At 68.3% G+C, this 15,973-nt stretch carries 14 protein-coding genes and 1 pseudogene; 13 read left to right on the top strand and 2 right to left on the bottom strand.

From position 1 onward, the window contains the following. Positions 1-19: 19 nt before the first annotated feature. From flgG to WK25_RS14595, 8 genes are all read left to right on the top strand, one after another. Positions 20-808 carry a flagellar basal-body rod protein FlgG gene (gene flgG, locus WK25_RS14630; protein WP_006485706.1) on the top strand — a complete coding sequence of 263 codons (789 nt, stop codon included), beginning with the start codon at positions 20-22 and terminating at the stop codon, positions 806-808. A gap of 20 nt (positions 809-828) precedes the next feature. Beyond that, entirely contained in the window at positions 829-1,518 is a 690-nt protein-coding gene (gene flgH, locus WK25_RS14625) for a flagellar basal body L-ring protein FlgH (protein WP_040142395.1), read from the top strand. 5 nt (positions 1,519-1,523) lie between these two features. Beyond that, complete coding sequence (locus WK25_RS14620; RefSeq protein ID WP_069242009.1) at positions 1,524-2,696, top strand: flagellar basal body P-ring protein FlgI; 1,173 nt, start codon at positions 1,524-1,526, stop codon at positions 2,694-2,696. Then, positions 2,697-3,680: a flagellar assembly peptidoglycan hydrolase FlgJ gene (flgJ, locus tag WK25_RS14615; protein ID WP_040142393.1), complete on the top strand. Its 984-nt coding sequence runs from the start codon at positions 2,697-2,699 to the stop codon at positions 3,678-3,680. It abuts the gene before it with no gap. A gap of 234 nt (positions 3,681-3,914) precedes the next feature. Continuing rightward, on the top strand, positions 3,915-4,670 hold the full coding sequence (locus tag WK25_RS14610) for a flagellar brake protein (protein WP_040142391.1): 756 nt from the start codon (positions 3,915-3,917) through the stop codon (positions 4,668-4,670). 190 nt (positions 4,671-4,860) lie between these two features. After that, positions 4,861-6,861 (top strand): flagellar hook-associated protein FlgK, encoded by a 2,001-nt coding sequence (gene flgK / locus WK25_RS14605; protein WP_059545724.1) that lies wholly within the window; start codon positions 4,861-4,863, stop codon positions 6,859-6,861. A gap of 22 nt (positions 6,862-6,883) precedes the next feature. Further along, on the top strand, positions 6,884-8,125 hold the full coding sequence (flgL, locus tag WK25_RS14600; protein ID WP_059545726.1) for a flagellar hook-associated protein FlgL: 1,242 nt from the start codon (positions 6,884-6,886) through the stop codon (positions 8,123-8,125). A gap of 245 nt (positions 8,126-8,370) precedes the next feature. Continuing rightward, on the top strand, positions 8,371-9,675 hold the full coding sequence (locus tag WK25_RS14595) for a solute carrier family 23 protein (protein WP_059545728.1): 1,305 nt from the start codon (positions 8,371-8,373) through the stop codon (positions 9,673-9,675). A 157-nt stretch (positions 9,676-9,832) separates the two neighbouring features. On the opposite strand, the gene WK25_RS14590 is transcribed toward WK25_RS14595, so the two are convergent. Beyond that, positions 9,833-10,717: a transcriptional regulator GcvA gene (locus WK25_RS14590; RefSeq protein WP_040142383.1), complete on the bottom strand. Its 885-nt coding sequence runs from the start codon at positions 10,715-10,717 to the stop codon at positions 9,833-9,835. Positions 10,718-10,813: 96 nt separating this feature from the next. Between WK25_RS14590 and WK25_RS14585 the strand changes: the two genes are divergently transcribed. After that, the gene (locus WK25_RS14585) at positions 10,814-11,425 is read left to right on the top strand and encodes a chromate transporter (protein WP_040142380.1); all 612 of its coding nucleotides are present in this window, start codon (positions 10,814-10,816) and stop codon (positions 11,423-11,425) included. After that, positions 11,425-11,952: a chromate transporter gene (locus WK25_RS14580; protein ID WP_069241839.1), complete on the top strand. Its 528-nt coding sequence runs from the start codon at positions 11,425-11,427 to the stop codon at positions 11,950-11,952. The genes WK25_RS14585 and WK25_RS14580 overlap by 1 nt, the downstream gene beginning before the upstream one ends. 52 nt (positions 11,953-12,004) lie before the next feature. Here the strand turns inward: WK25_RS14580 and WK25_RS14575 are convergent, their stop codons facing one another. Then, positions 12,005-12,346 carry a hypothetical protein gene (locus WK25_RS14575; protein ID WP_069241838.1) on the bottom strand — a complete coding sequence of 114 codons (342 nt, stop codon included), beginning with the start codon at positions 12,344-12,346 and terminating at the stop codon, positions 12,005-12,007. 343 nt (positions 12,347-12,689) lie between these two features. Here WK25_RS14575 and WK25_RS31975 point away from each other — a divergent pair. The 3 genes and pseudogenes from WK25_RS31975 to WK25_RS14560 all read left to right on the top strand — a co-directional run. Continuing rightward, positions 12,690-13,430, top strand: a pseudogene (locus WK25_RS31975) (YoaK family protein); the annotation flags it as partial. 637 nt (positions 13,431-14,067) lie between these two features. Beyond that, positions 14,068-15,189, top strand: coding sequence for a porin (locus WK25_RS14565; protein WP_040144820.1), 1,122 nt, complete (start codon positions 14,068-14,070; stop codon positions 15,187-15,189). Positions 15,190-15,562: 373 nt separating this feature from the next. Next, positions 15,563-15,787 (top strand): hypothetical protein, encoded by a 225-nt coding sequence (locus WK25_RS14560; protein WP_014895816.1) that lies wholly within the window; start codon positions 15,563-15,565, stop codon positions 15,785-15,787. Positions 15,788-15,973: the final 186 nt, after the last annotated feature.

Below are 15,973 nucleotides of genomic sequence, written 5' to 3'. Positions count from 1 at the left end.
TACCAGGAGAAGATGCAACATGAACCGATCGCTCTACATTGCCGCCACCGGCATGAATGCGCAGCAGGCGCAGATGGACGTGATCTCGAACAACCTCGCGAACACCAGCACGAACGGCTTCAAGGCGTCGCGCGCGGTGTTCGAGGATTTGCTGTACCAGACGATCCGCCAGCCGGGCGCGAACTCGACGCAGCAGACGGAGCTGCCGTCGGGCCTGCAGCTCGGCACCGGCGTGCAGCAGGTCGCGACGGAGCGCCTGTACACGCAGGGCGGCCTGACGCAAACCGGCAACTCGAAGGACGTCGCGATCAACGGCGCGGGCTTCTTCCAGGTGCTGATGCCGGATGGCACGAACGCGTATACGCGCGACGGCTCGTTTCAGACCAACGCGCAGGGGCAGCTCGTCACGTCGAGCGGCTACCAGGTTCTGCCGGCGATCACGGTGCCGCAGAACGCGCAGTCGCTGACGATCGGCAAGGACGGCGTCGTGTCGGTCACGCAGCCGGGTTCGAGCAACGCGGTGCAGATCGGCTCGCTGCAGATCGCGACCTTCATCAACCCGGCCGGCCTCGAGGCGAAGGGCGAGAACCTGTTCGCCGAGACCACGTCGTCGGGCGCGCCGAACGTGTCGCAGCCGGGCCTGAACGGCGCGGGCGTGCTCAACCAGGGCTATGTCGAGGCGTCGAACGTGAACGTCGTGCAGGAGCTCGTCAACATGATTCAGACGCAGCGCGCGTACGAGATCAACAGCAAGGCCGTGACGACGTCCGACCAGATGCTGCAGACCGTCACGCAGATGAAGAGCTAACCGGAACATCCGTCGTCGCCATGAAGCAGGTTCGCCTCCTCCCGTCAGCCTCCGTCCGCGCCGCGTGCGCGGTCGCGGTGGCCGCGCTCGCCGGTTGCGCGCAGATTCCGCGCGATCCGATCATCCAGCAGCCGATGACGGCGCAGCCGCCGATGCCGATGTCGATGCAGGCGCCCGGCTCGATCTACAACCCCGGCTACGCGGGCCGGCCGCTGTTCGAAGATCAGCGGCCGCGCAACGTCGGCGACATCCTGACGATCATGATCGCGGAAAACATCAACGCGACGAAGTCGTCGGGCGCGAACACGAACCGGCAGGGCAACACCGACTTCAACGTGCCGACGGCCGGCTTCCTCGGCGGCCTGTTCGCGAAGGCGAACCTGTCGGCGACCGGCGCGAACAAGTTCGCGGCGACCGGCGGCGCGAGCGCGGCGAACACGTTCAACGGCACGATCACGGTGACCGTCACCAACGTGCTGCCGAACGGCAACCTCGTCGTCAGCGGCGAGAAGCAGATGCTGATCAACCAAGGCAACGAATTCGTGCGCTTCTCGGGGGTCGTCAACCCGAACACGATCTCGGGCGCGAACTCCGTCTACTCGACGCAGGTCGCCGACGCGAAGATCGAATACTCGTCGAAGGGCTACATCAACGAAGCCGAGACGATGGGCTGGCTGCAGCGCTTCTTCCTCAACATCGCACCGTGGTGACGACGATGGCGCAGCCTCTTTTCCACCGCCTGCCGCTGCGCGCGTCCCGTGCGCTGGCCGCCGCGTTCGTGCTGGCCGCGTGCGTGCTCGGCGCCGCGCCCGCGCACGCGGAGCGCCTGAAGGATCTCGCGCAGATCCAGGGCGTGCGCGACAACCCGCTGATCGGCTACGGCCTTGTCGTCGGCCTCGACGGCACGGGCGACCAGACGATGCAGACGCCGTTCACGACGCAGACGCTCGCGAACATGCTCGCGAACCTCGGCATCTCGATCAACAACGGTTCGGCGAACGGCGGCCCGTCGTCGCTGAACAACATGCAGCTGAAGAACGTCGCGGCGGTGATGGTGACCGCCACGCTGCCGCCGTTCGCGCGGCCCGGCGAGGCGCTCGACGTGACGGTGTCGTCGCTCGGCAACGCGAAAAGCCTGCGCGGCGGCACGCTGCTGCTCACGCCGCTGAAGGGCGCGGACGGGCAGGTGTATGCGCTCGCGCAGGGCAACATGGCCGTAGGCGGCGCGGGCGCGAGCGCGAACGGCAGCCGCGTGCAGGTGAACCAGCTCGCGGCCGGCCGGATCGTCGGCGGCGCGATCGTCGAGCGGTCGGTGCCGAACGCGGTCGCGCAGATGAACGGCGTGCTGCAGCTGCAACTGAACGACATGGACTACGGCACCGCGCAGCGGATCGTGTCGGCGGTCAATTCGAGCTTCGGCCCCGGCACCGCGACGGCGCTCGACGGCCGCACGATCCAGCTCGCGGCGCCGGCGGATTCCGCGCAGCAGGTTGCGTTCATGGCGCGGCTGCAGAACCTCGACGTGAGTCCGGACAAGGCCGCCGCGAAGGTGATCCTGAACGCGCGCACAGGCTCGATCGTGATGAACCAGATGGTCACGCTGCAAAGCTGCGCGGTCGCGCACGGCAACCTGTCGGTGATCGTCAACACGCAGCCGGTGGTGTCGCAGCCGGGGCCGTTCTCGAACGGGCAGACGGTGGTCGCGCAGCAGTCGCAGATCCAGTTGAAGCAGGACAACGGCGCGCTGAAGATGGTGACGGCCGGCGCGAATCTCGCCGACGTCGTGAAGGCGCTGAACACGCTCGGCGCGACGCCGGCGGACCTGATGTCGATCCTGCAGGCGATGAAGGCGGCCGGCGCGCTGCGCGCCGATCTGGAGATCATCTAAATGTCAGCGAACCTTCCGAACGCAAACGACCTCACGCAGCGCTTCGCGCTCGACGTGCAGGGTTTCGATGCGCTGCGCGCGCAGGCGAAGCAGTCGCCGCAGGCCGGCGCGAAGGCGGTGGCCGGCCAGTTCGACGCGATGTTCACGCAGATGATGCTCAAGAGCATGCGCGACGCATCGCCCGACGGCGGGCTGCTCGATTCGCACACGTCGAAGATGTACACGTCGATGCTCGACCAGCAGCTCGCGCAGCAAATGTCGAAGCGCGGGATCGGCGTCGCCGACGCGCTGATGAAGCAGTTGCTGCGCAACGCGGGGCAGGGAACCGGCGCTGACACGACCGCGGACGCCGGCGCGGCCGGGCTCGGCGCGGCCGACTTCGGTGCGTCCGGCAACGAAGGCAGCCTCGCCGCGATGAACGCGATGGCGAAGGCCTACGCGAACGCGGCGAACAACGGCGCGCTCGCCGGTGCGCGCGGCTACTCGGCCGGCAGCGCGCTGACGCCGCCGGTCAAGGGTGCGAGCGGCGTGCAGGACGCCGACGCATTCGTCGATCGTCTCGCGGGCGCCGCGCAGGCGGCGAGCGCGACCACCGGGATTCCGGCGCGCTTCATCGTCGGCCAGGCCGCGCTCGAATCGGGCTGGGGCAAGCGCGAGATCCGCGCGAGCGACGGCTCGACGAGCTACAACGTGTTCGGCATCAAGGCGAACAAGGGCTGGACCGGCCGCACGGTGTCGGCATTGACGACCGAATACGTGAACGGCACGCCGCGCCGCGTCGTCGCGAAATTCCGCGCGTACGATTCGTACGAGCATGCGATGACCGACTATGCGAACCTGCTGAAGAACAACCCGCGCTACGCGGGCGTGCTCAGCGCAAGCCGCAGCGTCGAGGGTTTCGCGCACGGGCTCCAGAAAGCCGGCTACGCGACCGACCCGAATTACGCGAAGAAGCTGATCTCGATCATGCAGCAGATCGGCTGATGGGGCGGGGCCGGCAAGCGTCCCGCCGTTCGCCATTTTTTGCAGTCTTACGGACCGCGCCCGGCGTTAGCCGCGCGCGGTTTCAACGTTTGCGCGAAAAATATCCGCGATTCGATCTAAACTTTCGGTGAGCACTGCCGCTAAGTGTGTGAGACCGCAACCGGGCCCATGTTCTGGCCCGGTTTTACTGCGCACCGGTCATCCGGGCGCCCATGACCAGAAGACCGGCTAGCCATGAATATCGAAACGTCGACCGCTCCGAGCCTGGATGCCGGTCATTCCGGGCCCGACTATGCCCGCCGCAATCCGCTGGAGATCGGCGTGCAGCTGCGCAACCTCGTGAACCGCGGCGACTTCCTGACCGTCCAGTACCCGGGCGGCCAGCTCGTCACGCGCCTGCTCGAGGTCGACGTCGGCGCGCGCACGTTCACGTTCGACTGGGGCGCGCTGTCCGAACAGAACGCCGGCATCCTCGCGGCGTCGCACTGCACGTTTGCTGCCGCGCCGGAAGGCGTGCGCGTCGAATTCACCACCGGCACGCCGCGCGAGACGCGCTACGAAGGGCTGCCCGCGTTCATCGCCGATTTCCCCGACGTGCTGATGTGCATCCAGCGGCGCGAGTATTTCCGCGTCGATGCGCCGATCGTCGATCCGTTCCTGTGCCGCGGCAAGCTGCCGGACGGCGACGGCTTCGTGTTCGAAGTGCACAACCTGTCGCTCGGCGGCGTCGGGCTGCGCACGGCCGACGAACGCGTGGAGGCGCTCGAGGTCGGCACGCTGCTGCCGGAGGTCGAGCTCGAACTGAACGGGCACGGCAAGCTGTCGCTCGACCTGCGCCTCGTGTCGCAGCGGTCGACGCAGATGCCGAACGGTGCGCGGCGCTACCAGCTCGGCTTTCGGTTCATGTCGCTGCCGGGCAGCGCTGAGAACACGCTGCAGCGCCTGATCACGCAGCTCGAGATGAAGCGCCGCTCGCTCGCGCGGGCCTGACGCGCGCTTCGCGGCCGCGCCCGGGGCCGCGCGCCACCGGCGTCGGCACGGGCCGCCGGTGCGCTCGACGGGCGACGCGCGCACGCGCGCCGCACGTGCATTTTTTCCTCAATTTTTTCGATCCGCGGCCGTTATACCGGGAGTCACGCAACCCGGCGGCCGCAGCGCGGCCGGCTCATCAGGATCGCGCATGTCCAACACACTCATGAACCTCGGCGTCAGCGGCCTCAACGCCGCGCTCTGGGGCCTCACGACGACCGGCCAGAACATCAGCAACGCCGCGACGCCCGGCTATTCGGTCGAGCGTCCCGTCTACGCGGAGGCGAGCGGCCAGTACACGTCGAGCGGCTACATGCCGCAGGGCGTGAATACCGTCACCGTGCAGCGGCAGTACAGCCAGTACCTGAGCGACCAGCTGAACAGCGCGCAGTCGCAGGGCGGCGCGCTGTCGACGTGGTATTCGCTCGTCGCGCAGCTGAACAACTACGTCGGCAGCCCGACGGCGGGCATCTCGACCGCGATCACCAGCTATTTCACCGGGCTGCAGAACGTCGCGAACAATGCGTCCGATCCGTCGGTTCGGCAGACCGCGATCAGCAACGCGCAGATTCTCGGCGACCAGCTGAAGGCGGCGGGCCAGCAGTACGACGCGCTGCGCCAGAGCGTGAACACGCAGCTCACCAGCACCGTGTCGCAGATCAACACGTACACCGCGCAGATCGCGCAGCTGAACCAGCAGATCGCCGCGGCGAGCAGCCAGGGGCAGCCGCCGAACCAGCTGATGGACCAGCGCGACCTCGCGGTGTCGAACCTGTCGAGCCTCGCCGGCGTGCAGGTCGTGCGCAACGACAGCGGCTACAGCGTGTTCCTCGCGGGCGGCCAGCCGCTCGTCGTCGCCGACAAGAGCTACCAGCTCGCGACCGTCACGTCGTCGTCCGATCCGAGCGAGCTGACCGTGGTGTCGCAGGGGATCGCCGGCGCGAACCCGCCGGGCCCGAACCAGGCGCTGCCGGATACGTCGCTGTCGGGCGGCACGCTCGGCGGCCTGCTCGCGTTCCGCAACCAGACGCTCGACCCGGCGCAGGCGCAGCTCGGCGCGCTCGCGACCAGCTTCGCCGCGCAGGTCAACGCGCAAAACGCGCTCGGCGTCGACCTGTCGGGCAAGCCGGGCGGCGCATTGTTCACGGTGGCGGCCCCGGCCGTTTATTCGAACCAGGGCAATACCGGCAACGCGTCGCTTGCCGTGTCGTTCGCCAACGCATCGCAGCCGACGACGAGCGACTACACGCTGTCGTATGACGGTACGAACTACACGCTGACCGACCGCGCGAGCGGCGCGGTGGTCGACCAGAAGGCGGGGCCGATGCCGGTGTCTCTCGGCGGGCTCGACTTCTCGTTCTCGTCCGGCGCGATGAATGCCGGCGACCAGTTCACCGTGCTGCCGACGCGCGGCGCGCTGACCGGCTTTGGCCTCGCGACGACGAGCGGCTCGGCGATCGCGGCCGCGTCGCCGGTGGTGGCGGCGGCATCGAGCACCAACATCGGCACGGGCAAGATCGCGCAGGGCGCGGTGAGCGCCGGCTACCAGGTGCCGACGACGCCGACCACGCTGACTTACGACGCGGCGTCGAAGTCGCTGTCGGGCTTCCCGGCCGGCACCACGGTGACGATCGCGGGCACCCCGCCGACCTCGGTGACGATCACGAGCCCGACCGACAGCGTGCCGTACAACGCGTCGGCCGGCGCGAAGCTGACGATCAACAGCACCACGCAGCCGGCTCCGGCTGGCGTGATGAACGGCGTGACGGTCACGCTGTCCGGCGCGCCGTCGGATGGCGACACGTTCACGATCGGACCGTACGCGGGCGGCACGAGCGACGGCTCGAACGCGCTCGCGCTGTCGCAGCTCGTCACCGCGAAGGCGCTTGGCGGCGGCACGACGACGCTGACCGGCGCGTATGCGAACTACGTGAACGCGATCGGCAACACGGCGAGCCAGCTGAAGTCGTCGAGCGCCGCGCAGACGTCGCTCGTCGGCCAGATCACGAGCGCGCAGCAGTCGGTGTCGGGCGTGAACCAGAACGAGGAAGCGGCGAACCTGATGCAGTACCAGCAGCTTTACCAGGCGAACGCGAAAGTGATCCAGACGGCGGCGACGCTGTTCCAGACCGTGCTCGGCCTGTTCAACTGACCGGATTCGAGGGATAGAAGCGATGCGAATTTCCAGCGCCCAGTTCTTCCAGCTGAACGTTTCACAGATGAACGACCAGCAGGCGCAGCTCGCGCAGCTGTACCAGCAGATTTCGAGCGGCACGAGCCTGCAGACGCCGGCCGACAATCCGGTTGGCGCCGCGCAGGCCGTGCAGCTGTCGATGACGTCGGCAACGCTGTCGCAGTACGCGACCAACCAGACCGCCGCGCTCGCGTCGCTGCAGGCCGAGGACCAGGCGCTGCAGAGCGTGAGCGGCGTGCTGACCAGCGTGCAGACGCTCGTCGTGCGCGCGGGCGACGGCTCGCTCGCCGACAGCGACCGTTCGGCCCTCGCGACGCAACTGCAAGGCTATCGCGACCAGCTGATGACGCTCGCGAACTCGAACGACGGCGCCGGCAACTATCTGTTCGCCGGCCTGAACAATTCGTCCGCGCCGTTTACGAGCAGCCCGAACGGCAGCGTCAGCTACGTCGGCGACTCGGGCACGCGCCAGGTGCAGATCGCCGATTCGAGCAGCGTGTCGCAGGGCGACACCGGTTCGGCGGTGTTCATGTCGGTGCCGTCGCTCGGCAGCGCGCAGGTGCCGTCGGCCGGCGCCGCCAACGTCGGCACCGGCGCGATCTCCGCGGTGACGGTGACGGACCCGTCCGTTGCGACCAACGACCACCATTTCACGATCACGTTCGGCGGCACGCCCGCCGCGCCGACTTACACGGTGACCGACAGCTCGGCCAAGCCGCCGACCACGACGCCCGCGCAGGCATATACGTCGGGCGCGTCGATCGCGCTCGGCAGCGGGATGACGGTGGCCGTATCGGGCACGCCGAGCGCCGGCGATACGTTCGCCGTGACGCCCGGCCCGCAGGCGAGCGGCGGCGCGGACATCTTCTCGACGCTCGACTCGATGATCTCGGCGCTGAAGACGCCGGTGACCGGCAATCCTGTCGCGGCCGTGTCGCTGCAGAATGCGCTGATGACCGGCTCGATCAAGCTCGGCAACACGATGCGCAACGTGACGACGATCCAGGCATCGGTCGGCGGCCGCGAGCAGGAAGTGAAGGCGATGCAGGCGGTCAACCAGACCGCGTCGCTGCAGACGACCAGCAATCTGACCGACCTGACCAGCACCAACATGGTCACGACGATCAGCCAGTACCTGCAGGTCCAGAACGCGCTCACGGGCGCGCAAAAGGCTTACGTGCAGTTGCAGAACCTGTCGCTGTTCCAGTACATCAATCCGTGATGTCCGCGGCGGCCGCGTCGATGTGAGCGCACGCTCACGTCGCGCGATGCGCCGCGCGGCCGCCGCCGCTTGCCGGTGTGTGCGGCTGTCGCTGCCGCTCCGTGTCGTGTCGTGTCGGTTCGCCGTGCGCGGCCGTTGCCCGGGCGCGGCGCGCTTGCCAGCCCCATTTCCGCTCCGTAAACTCGCGCCAGATTCCAGACCGGCGCACCGTCCGCAGCCGGCGATCGACAGGAGCCCCTTTCCCCATGTCCGATTCCTACTTCCCGCGCTGGCGGGTGCAATCGCCCGGCGCCGCGCGCGTGGTCGGTCCCGACGAACGCCTCGCGTGGCCGCAGATGGTCGCGATGGGCGTGCAGCACGTCGTCGCGATGTTTGGCTCGACCGTGCTTGCGCCGCTGCTGATGGGCTTCGATCCGAACCTGTGCATCTTCATGTCGGGCGTCGGCACGCTGCTGTTCTTCGTGCTCGTCGGCGGCCGCGTGCCGAGCTACCTCGGCTCGAGCTTCGCGTTCATCGGCCTCGTGATCGCGGTGACGGGCTACGGCGGCAGCGGTCCGAACCCGAACATCCCCGTCGCGCTCGGCGGGATCATCGCGTGCGGCGTCGTGTACGTCGCGCTCGGCGCGCTCGTGCAGGCGATCGGCACGCGCTGGATCGAGACGCTGATGCCGCCCGTCGTCACCGGCGCGGTGGTTGCGGTGATCGGGCTGAACCTCGCGCCGATCGCGGTCAAGGGCGTGTCGGCGTCGACTTTCGATTCGGTGATGGCGCTCGTCACGGTGCTGTGCGTCGGCGGCGTCGCGGTATTCGCGCGCGGGATGGTGCAGCGCCTGCTGATCCTCGTCGGGCTCGTGATCGCGTACGCGATCTACGCGGTCGCGACCAACGGGCTGGGCCTCGGCAAGCCGATCGATTTCGCGATCGTCGCGCATGCCGCGTGGTTCGGCGTGCCGGGCTTCCGCGCGCCGGTGTTCGATCCGCACGCGATGCTGATGCTCGCGCCGATCGCGGTGATCCTGGTCGCGGAGAACCTCGGCCACATCAAGGCCGTCAGCGCGATGACGGGCACCAACCTCGACCGCTACGTCGGCCGCGCATTCATCGGCGACGGGCTCGCGACGATCGTGTCGGGCAGCGTCGGCGGCACGGGCGTGACGACCTACGCGGAGAACATCGGCGTGATGGCCGTCACGCGCATCTATTCGACGCTGGTGTTCGCGGTCGCCGCGCTGATCGCGATCGGGCTCGGCTTCTCGCCGAAATTCGGCGCGGTGATCCAGACGATTCCGGGCCCGGTGCTCGGCGGTGTGTCGATCGTCGTGTTCGGGCTGATCGCGGTGACCGGCGCGCGGATCTGGGTCGTCAACAAGGTCGACTTCTCCGACAACCGCAACCTGATCGTCGCGGCCGTCACGCTGGTGCTGGGCGCCGGCGACTTCTCGCTGAAGTTCGGCGGCTTCGGCCTCGGCGGAATCGGCACCGCGACGTTCGGCGCGATCATCCTGTACGCGCTGCTGCGCAAGGAAAAGGAACCGGGGCCGGTGGTGTGACGCGGGCTTCGCGGCACGCACGCGACAACGATTCCGCAGCGGGATCGCATGTGTCGCATGCCGATCGGTTTCATTCGGGCAACGTGCGGCGTGCAGCGAAAAGGGCGGCAGGCCGCGCATCGCGGCCGTGTCGATCAGGTGCCGGCGGCGTCGCGCGTCACGTGTGCACGTTCGATTGCGCGGCGAGCCACGCACAGAACTGGGCGACGAGCGGATCGTCGGCGCGCGCGCCCGGCGCGATCCACCAGTAGCTGCGCGTCGCGATGCGCGGCCCATCGAGCGGCATCACGAGGCGGCCGCTCGCGAGCTCGTCGTCGATCAGCGGCAGCGGGCCGAGCGCGACGCCGAGCCCGTCGACGGCGGCTTGCAGTGCCAGGTAGAAGTGGTCGAACGACTGCCGCTTGCGGCCCTTCATCGCGACACCGGCCGCCGCGAACCAGTCGCGCCAGCCTTCGGGCCGCGTATCCGAATGCAGCAGCACATGCCGCGCGAGATCGTCCGCGCGGGCAATCGGCGCGCGCTTGAGCAGCGCGGGGCTGCACACCGGAATCACGCTTTCGTCGAGGAAGTGGCCGCTCGTGCAGTTCGGCCAGTGGCCGGGGCCGCGGCGGATTGCGACGTCGAAGCCGTCGAGCGTGTCGAGCGGCGCGTTCGACGTGGACAGCTTCAGCTCGACGTTCGGCACGTCGCGCTGGAACCGCGACAGCCGCGGCAGCAGCCATTTCATCGCGAAGGTCGGCAGCGCGTTGATGCGCAGCACGCGCGCGGCACCGGTGTGGCGCAACTGTTCGGTGGCAAGCGCGATGCTGTCGAACGCGGCGCGCACGGTGTCCAGATAGCGGCGGCCTTCGTCGGTGAGCTTCACGCGCTTGCCGTACCGGTGGAACACCGGCTTGCCGAGCCACGCCTCGAAGCCGGCGATCTGCCGGCTGATGGCACCATGAGTCACATGCAGCTCGTCGCCGGCGGCGCTGAAGCTTTCGTGTCGTGCCGCTGCTTCAAAGGCCCGAAGCGCGGAAAAAGGCGGGAGGTCGCGTGCCATGCTTGTGATTCTAGATCACAAGGCGACGCCGAGAAAATCGTTTTGCCGCAATCCGCAACGGCGGTAACCTCGGGGCATCGTTTGTTGAGGATCCCCATGCAATCCGTCTCTCCGCCGTCCGCCGCATCCGCACGCCGGATCGGCCTTGCCGAGCTGTTCACCGGCTTCCTGTCGCTCGGCCTGATGTCGTTCGGCGGCGCGCTGCCGTTCGCACGGCGCACGATCGTCGAGCAGCGCAAATGGCTCACCGCCGACGAATTCACCGATCTGCTTGGCTTGTGCCAGTTCCTGCCGGGCGGCAACGTGATCAACCTGTCGGTGGCGGTCGGCATGCGCTTTCGCGGCGTCGCCGGCGCGTTCGCCGGCATTCTCGGGCTGATCGCGGGCCCGACGCTCGTCGTCGTCGCTCTGGGCGTGCTGTACGCGAAGACGCAGGGCGATCCGCGCGTGCAGCACCTGTTCGGCGGCCTCGCCGCCGCGGCGGCGGGCCTGCTCGTCGCGATGGCGGTGAAGGTCGCGAAGCCGCTGCTGCGCGCGCCGCGCACGGCGGCCGCAATCGCCGTGCTCGCGTTCGTCGCGATCGCGGGGCTGCGAATCCCGCTGCTGACGACGATGCTCGTGCTGACGCCCGTCAGCATCTGGCTTGCATCGCGGCATCGCGACCCGCGGGCGCCGCAGCGCACCGGCGCGCGCGACGGAGGCCGCTGATGAACGATACGCTGATCGCAATCGCGACGATCTTCAGCCAGCTGTCGCTGCTCGCATTCGGCGGCGGCAACACGATTCTGCCGGAGATGCAGCGGCAGGTCGTCGACGTGCATCACTGGATGAGCGCGCACGAGTTCACCGCGCTGTTCGCGCTCGCGCAGGCAGCGCCGGGGCCGAACATGATGATCGTGTCGCTGGTCGGCTGGCATGCGGCGGGCTGGTCCGGGCTGCTCGTCGCGTCTGTCGCGAAGTTCGGGCCGTCGTCGATCGTCACCGTGCTTGCGTTGCATGCGTGGGAGCGCTTTCGCGACCGGCCGTGGCGCCGCTACGTGCAGCAGGGGCTGATGCCGATCACGGCGGGGCTCGTCGCTGCCAGCGCGGTACTGATCTCGGAAGCGTCGAACCGCACCGCGATCCAGTGGGGCATCACCGCCGCCTGCGCTGTGCTTGCGTGGCGCACGCGCATCCATCCGTTGTGGCTGCTCGCGGGCGGCGCGCTGATCGGGCTCACCGGCATCGGTCAGTGAGCGGCGGCCGGCGCGCGGCCCGGCGCGGACGCCGGCCGGACGCGCGCGAACGCTATGGCGACGCCGGCCGGTCGCCGTTCACGAGGCCGAGCAGCCGGCCGCGCTCACCGCCGACATCGTCGGTCGCGGCCGGCCAGTCCACGACGTAACCGGCCTCCAGCGCGTCGCGCATGATCGCGTCGTAATCGGCCTTGGCGAGCCGGCCGCCGCCGCGCAATGCGTCGGCGACCTCGTGCTTCAGTTTCGGCGTCAACGACGGATACGCTGCCACCAGTGCCGCATACTGGCGCGCGTCGATTTCGCCCGACTCACGCTCGAACGCCCACACGGCCACCAGCGCGATCGCGACCAGCGGGATCACGGTGTAGCGCAGGAAGAACTTCGCGAGTGTCATCGGATTCGGCTTCGTGTCGAAAGGGGGCCGCGGGGTTCGGCCAAGCGTGGCGCGGGCGGCTGGCGCGCCGGTTGGCGGGGGGCCGCCGCGCAACAGGGCCGCCGAAGTCGGCCGGTATACTCGTCGGGTTTCTCGGCGCCGTTATCCGCGACGGCGTTCAATGCTCGCGCCGTGCCACAAGGGGTGCGCGCCCGACGCCGAGCATTATATTGGCGCGTCGGGCAAGACGGCCGAGTCGGGCGCATCCGACGCGCTCGCGAGTCAGCGTCGGGCGCCGCAGGAACCGATGAATCTCGCGCCACCCGCCGCGTGCGGCCGGGCGGCGCGCCATACGGGAGGATCGATGAATCTCGACGGCGCCAGCCGCAATCTCACCGTCGCCGCGCTGCTCACGCTGTCGGGCGGCTATCTCGACGCATATACGTACGTTGGCCACGGCCACGTGTTCGCGAACACGATGACCGGCAACGTTGCGCTGCTCGGCATCAACCTGTCGGCCGGCGAATGGGCGGCCGCGCTGCATCACGTGCCGCCGCTCGGCGGCTTCGTGGTCGCGGTGTTCGTTGCGCACCTGCTCGGTCTCGCCGCGCAGCGCGGCTGGATGCGTCATACGGCCTTCGTGAGCCTCATCGTCGAGATCGCGTTTCTCGGCGTCGCCGCGAGCGGGCTCGTCGGCGCATCGAGCGCGTGGCTGATTCCCGGCATCTCGTTCGTCGCGACGCTGCAGACGCTGTCGTTCACCCATCTCGAGGAACTGTCGTACACGTCCGTGATGACGACCGGCAACCTGCGGCGCGCCGCGCAAAAGCTGTTCGTCGGGCTGATTCCGCGCTATGACGCGGGGGCGCTGCACGACGCGGCGTTGCTCGCGACGATCAGTTTCTGCTTTCTGGCCGGCGCGGTGGGCGGGGGTTTCGTCACGCGGCTCGTGCCCGATGTCGCGCTGTGGGGCGCGGTGCTGTTGCTCGTCGGCGCATTTGCGGAGATCGTGCGGCGCGCGAGGCGGCGCGCGGGCGATGGTGGCGGCAGCGCGATCGGCGCCGAAAGCGCCGGCAGCAGCGGCAGCAGCGGGAGCGACGGGAGCGACGGAAGCACCGGAAGCACCGGAAGCACTGGAAGCACTGGAAGCACTGGAAGCACTGGAAGCACTGGAAGCACTGGAAGCACTGGAAGCACTGGAAGCACTGGAAGCACTGGAAGCACTGGAAGCACTGGAAGCACTGGAAGCACTGGAAGCACTGGAAGCACTGGAAGCACTGGAAGCACTGGAAGCACTGGAAGCACTGGAAGCACTGGAAGCACTGGAAGCACTGGAAGCACTGGAAGCACTGGAAGCACTGGAAGCACTGGAAGCACTGGCAGCACTGGCAGCACTGGCAACACCGATGGCACCGGCAGCACCGACGGACACCGCGACGACCGGCCGCCGCGGCCGGCCGCCTGACGCGCGGCCAGCCGGTTTTCTTGCGACGCGCTTCGTCGCCACGCCGCGCGCGATCCTTACAGCCCCGCCCCGGCCTCGACCGCGCCACCGGCGCGCGCCACGGGAAAACGTTGTTCCCGGACGACAAACGCGCGCCGCCGGGCTTTTCAATTTCTTTCAGGCTGCGCACTCGTCTTATGATTCAGCCCACATCGCGCGCGCCATGAGCGCGTCCGATCCCCACCCGGCTGCGCACGCGGCCGGCCATGAATGGAGACACCTACAAAAAGGAAAGCTCATGAAGCAGACCACCCGACTCGCAGCCATCGCAGGGGGCGCGGCGCTGGCCTTCGCCAGCCAGTACGCAGCCGCACAAAGCTCGGTCACGCTCTGGGGCGTCGCCGACGCCAGCATCCGTTATCTGACCAACGCCAACGCGAAGAACGACGGCCTGCTGTCGATGACCAACGGCGCGATCACGAACAGCCGCTTCGGCATCTACGGCACCGAAGATCTCGGCGGCGGCCTGAAGGCCGTGTTCAACCTCGAAAGCGGCGTGAACCTGCAGAACGGCGCGTTCGCCGACAGCGGCCGCCTGTTCAACCGCGCAGCGTACGTCGGCCTGCAGAGCCCGTACGGCACGGTCACGCTCGGCCGTCAGAAGACGCCGCTGTTCGACCTGCTCGCCGACACCTACGATCCGCTGACGGTCGGCAACTACCTCGAAAACGCGTGGCTGCCGGTCGCACTGGGCGGCGGCCTGTATGCGGACAACCAGATCAAGTACACGGGCAAGTTCGCGGGCCTGACCGCGAAGGCGATGTACTCGACGGGTACGAACTACGAATCGACCGGCGCGGGCGGGTTCTCGGGCCAGATTCCGGGCTCGCTCGGCAAGGGCAATGCATGGGGCGTGTCGCTGTCGTACGTGATGGGCCCGCTCAGCATCGCGGCCGGCGCGCAGCAGAACAGCGACAACTCCGCACGCAAGCAGACGATCTACCACGCGAACGTCGTGTACGCGTTCAGCAAGGCGAAGGTCTATGCGGGCTACCTGCGCTCGAAGGACGACACCGGTTTCGTCGACAGCCTGCTCGCGCAGCAGTCGATTCCGGTCGCGAAGGGCACGGGCCGCATCGACGACGGTCCGTTCGCGGGCGTGAGCTGGCAGGTCAGCACGCCGCTGACGCTGACGGGCGCGTTCTACTACGACCACATGCGCAATGCGATGACCACGAACGGCACGCTCGCGAGCGGCAACCGCTACGCGATCGTCGGGATCGCCGAATACGCACTGAGCAAGCGTACGGAAATCTACGGCACCGTCGACTTCAACAAGACGAACGGCGCGGCGAACGTCGAACTGCCGGGCCGCAGCAACCAGACCGGCATCGCGATCGGCTTGCGCAATATCTTCTGACGAAAGTCGGAACATACGCGCCGGCTGCGGCTCGGCGCGCATCGAAGAGGCTCTCGCGGGAGCCTCTTTTTTTTCGTCACGCGACGTTCATGCGCGCGCACGACTATTCAGCGATCGCTCCATCGGGACCGGCCGCGGCGTAAGCGTTCCGTCGGGATTCCAGAACATACTTTGACAGTACGCGCGAAGCGTTTCGGCTACGCTGCGTGCAGGGTTCGCCGCGTGCGGCAGCGCACCTGCGCGCGACGCTCCGCCGTACGTTTCACGTGCGGCCGGACTCGCGCGTAACTTGTGTATCCGGTGATGACAAACGCGGTTCACCGGTTTTTTTCGTGGGACGATGCGCTCACGATTTTCTTGAAAGGGGATGACGATGGGTATCCTGAACACCGTGGGTGAAATCGCTGGCGCCGTGGCCGCAGTCGAGGCAGCGGAGAAGGTCGATCCGGATGCGGGCTTGCTGACGAAGGCGGCGGCAGCCGTCGCCGGCTTCAAGGGCGCGGAGGCGATCGAAGGCATGCTCGAGAAGAAGGAAGAGCAGCCGCAGCAGGCAGACGACACGCAGGCGACGGACGGGAGCGACACGTCGCAGGCTTGAGCATGGCGGCTGGTTCCGCCGCAGGCGCGCCGTTCGCGCGCCCGGGCGGACCGGTGCCGCGCGGCCGGCAGGCCGGGCATGTGGTCGATCGGTGACGCATGGCACACCCGCCAGCCGGTTTGACCGGCGAGAGGCCACGTCTCTCGCCGTTTTTTATCGCGCACGCGTGACGCGGCGCGACATTCC

Origin of the sequence: Burkholderia latens (assembly GCF_001718795.1) — a bacterium.
GTDB classification, from domain to species: Bacteria; Pseudomonadota; Gammaproteobacteria; order Burkholderiales; family Burkholderiaceae; genus Burkholderia; species Burkholderia latens_A.
This window is presented reverse-complemented; position numbering and strand designations above follow the sequence as displayed.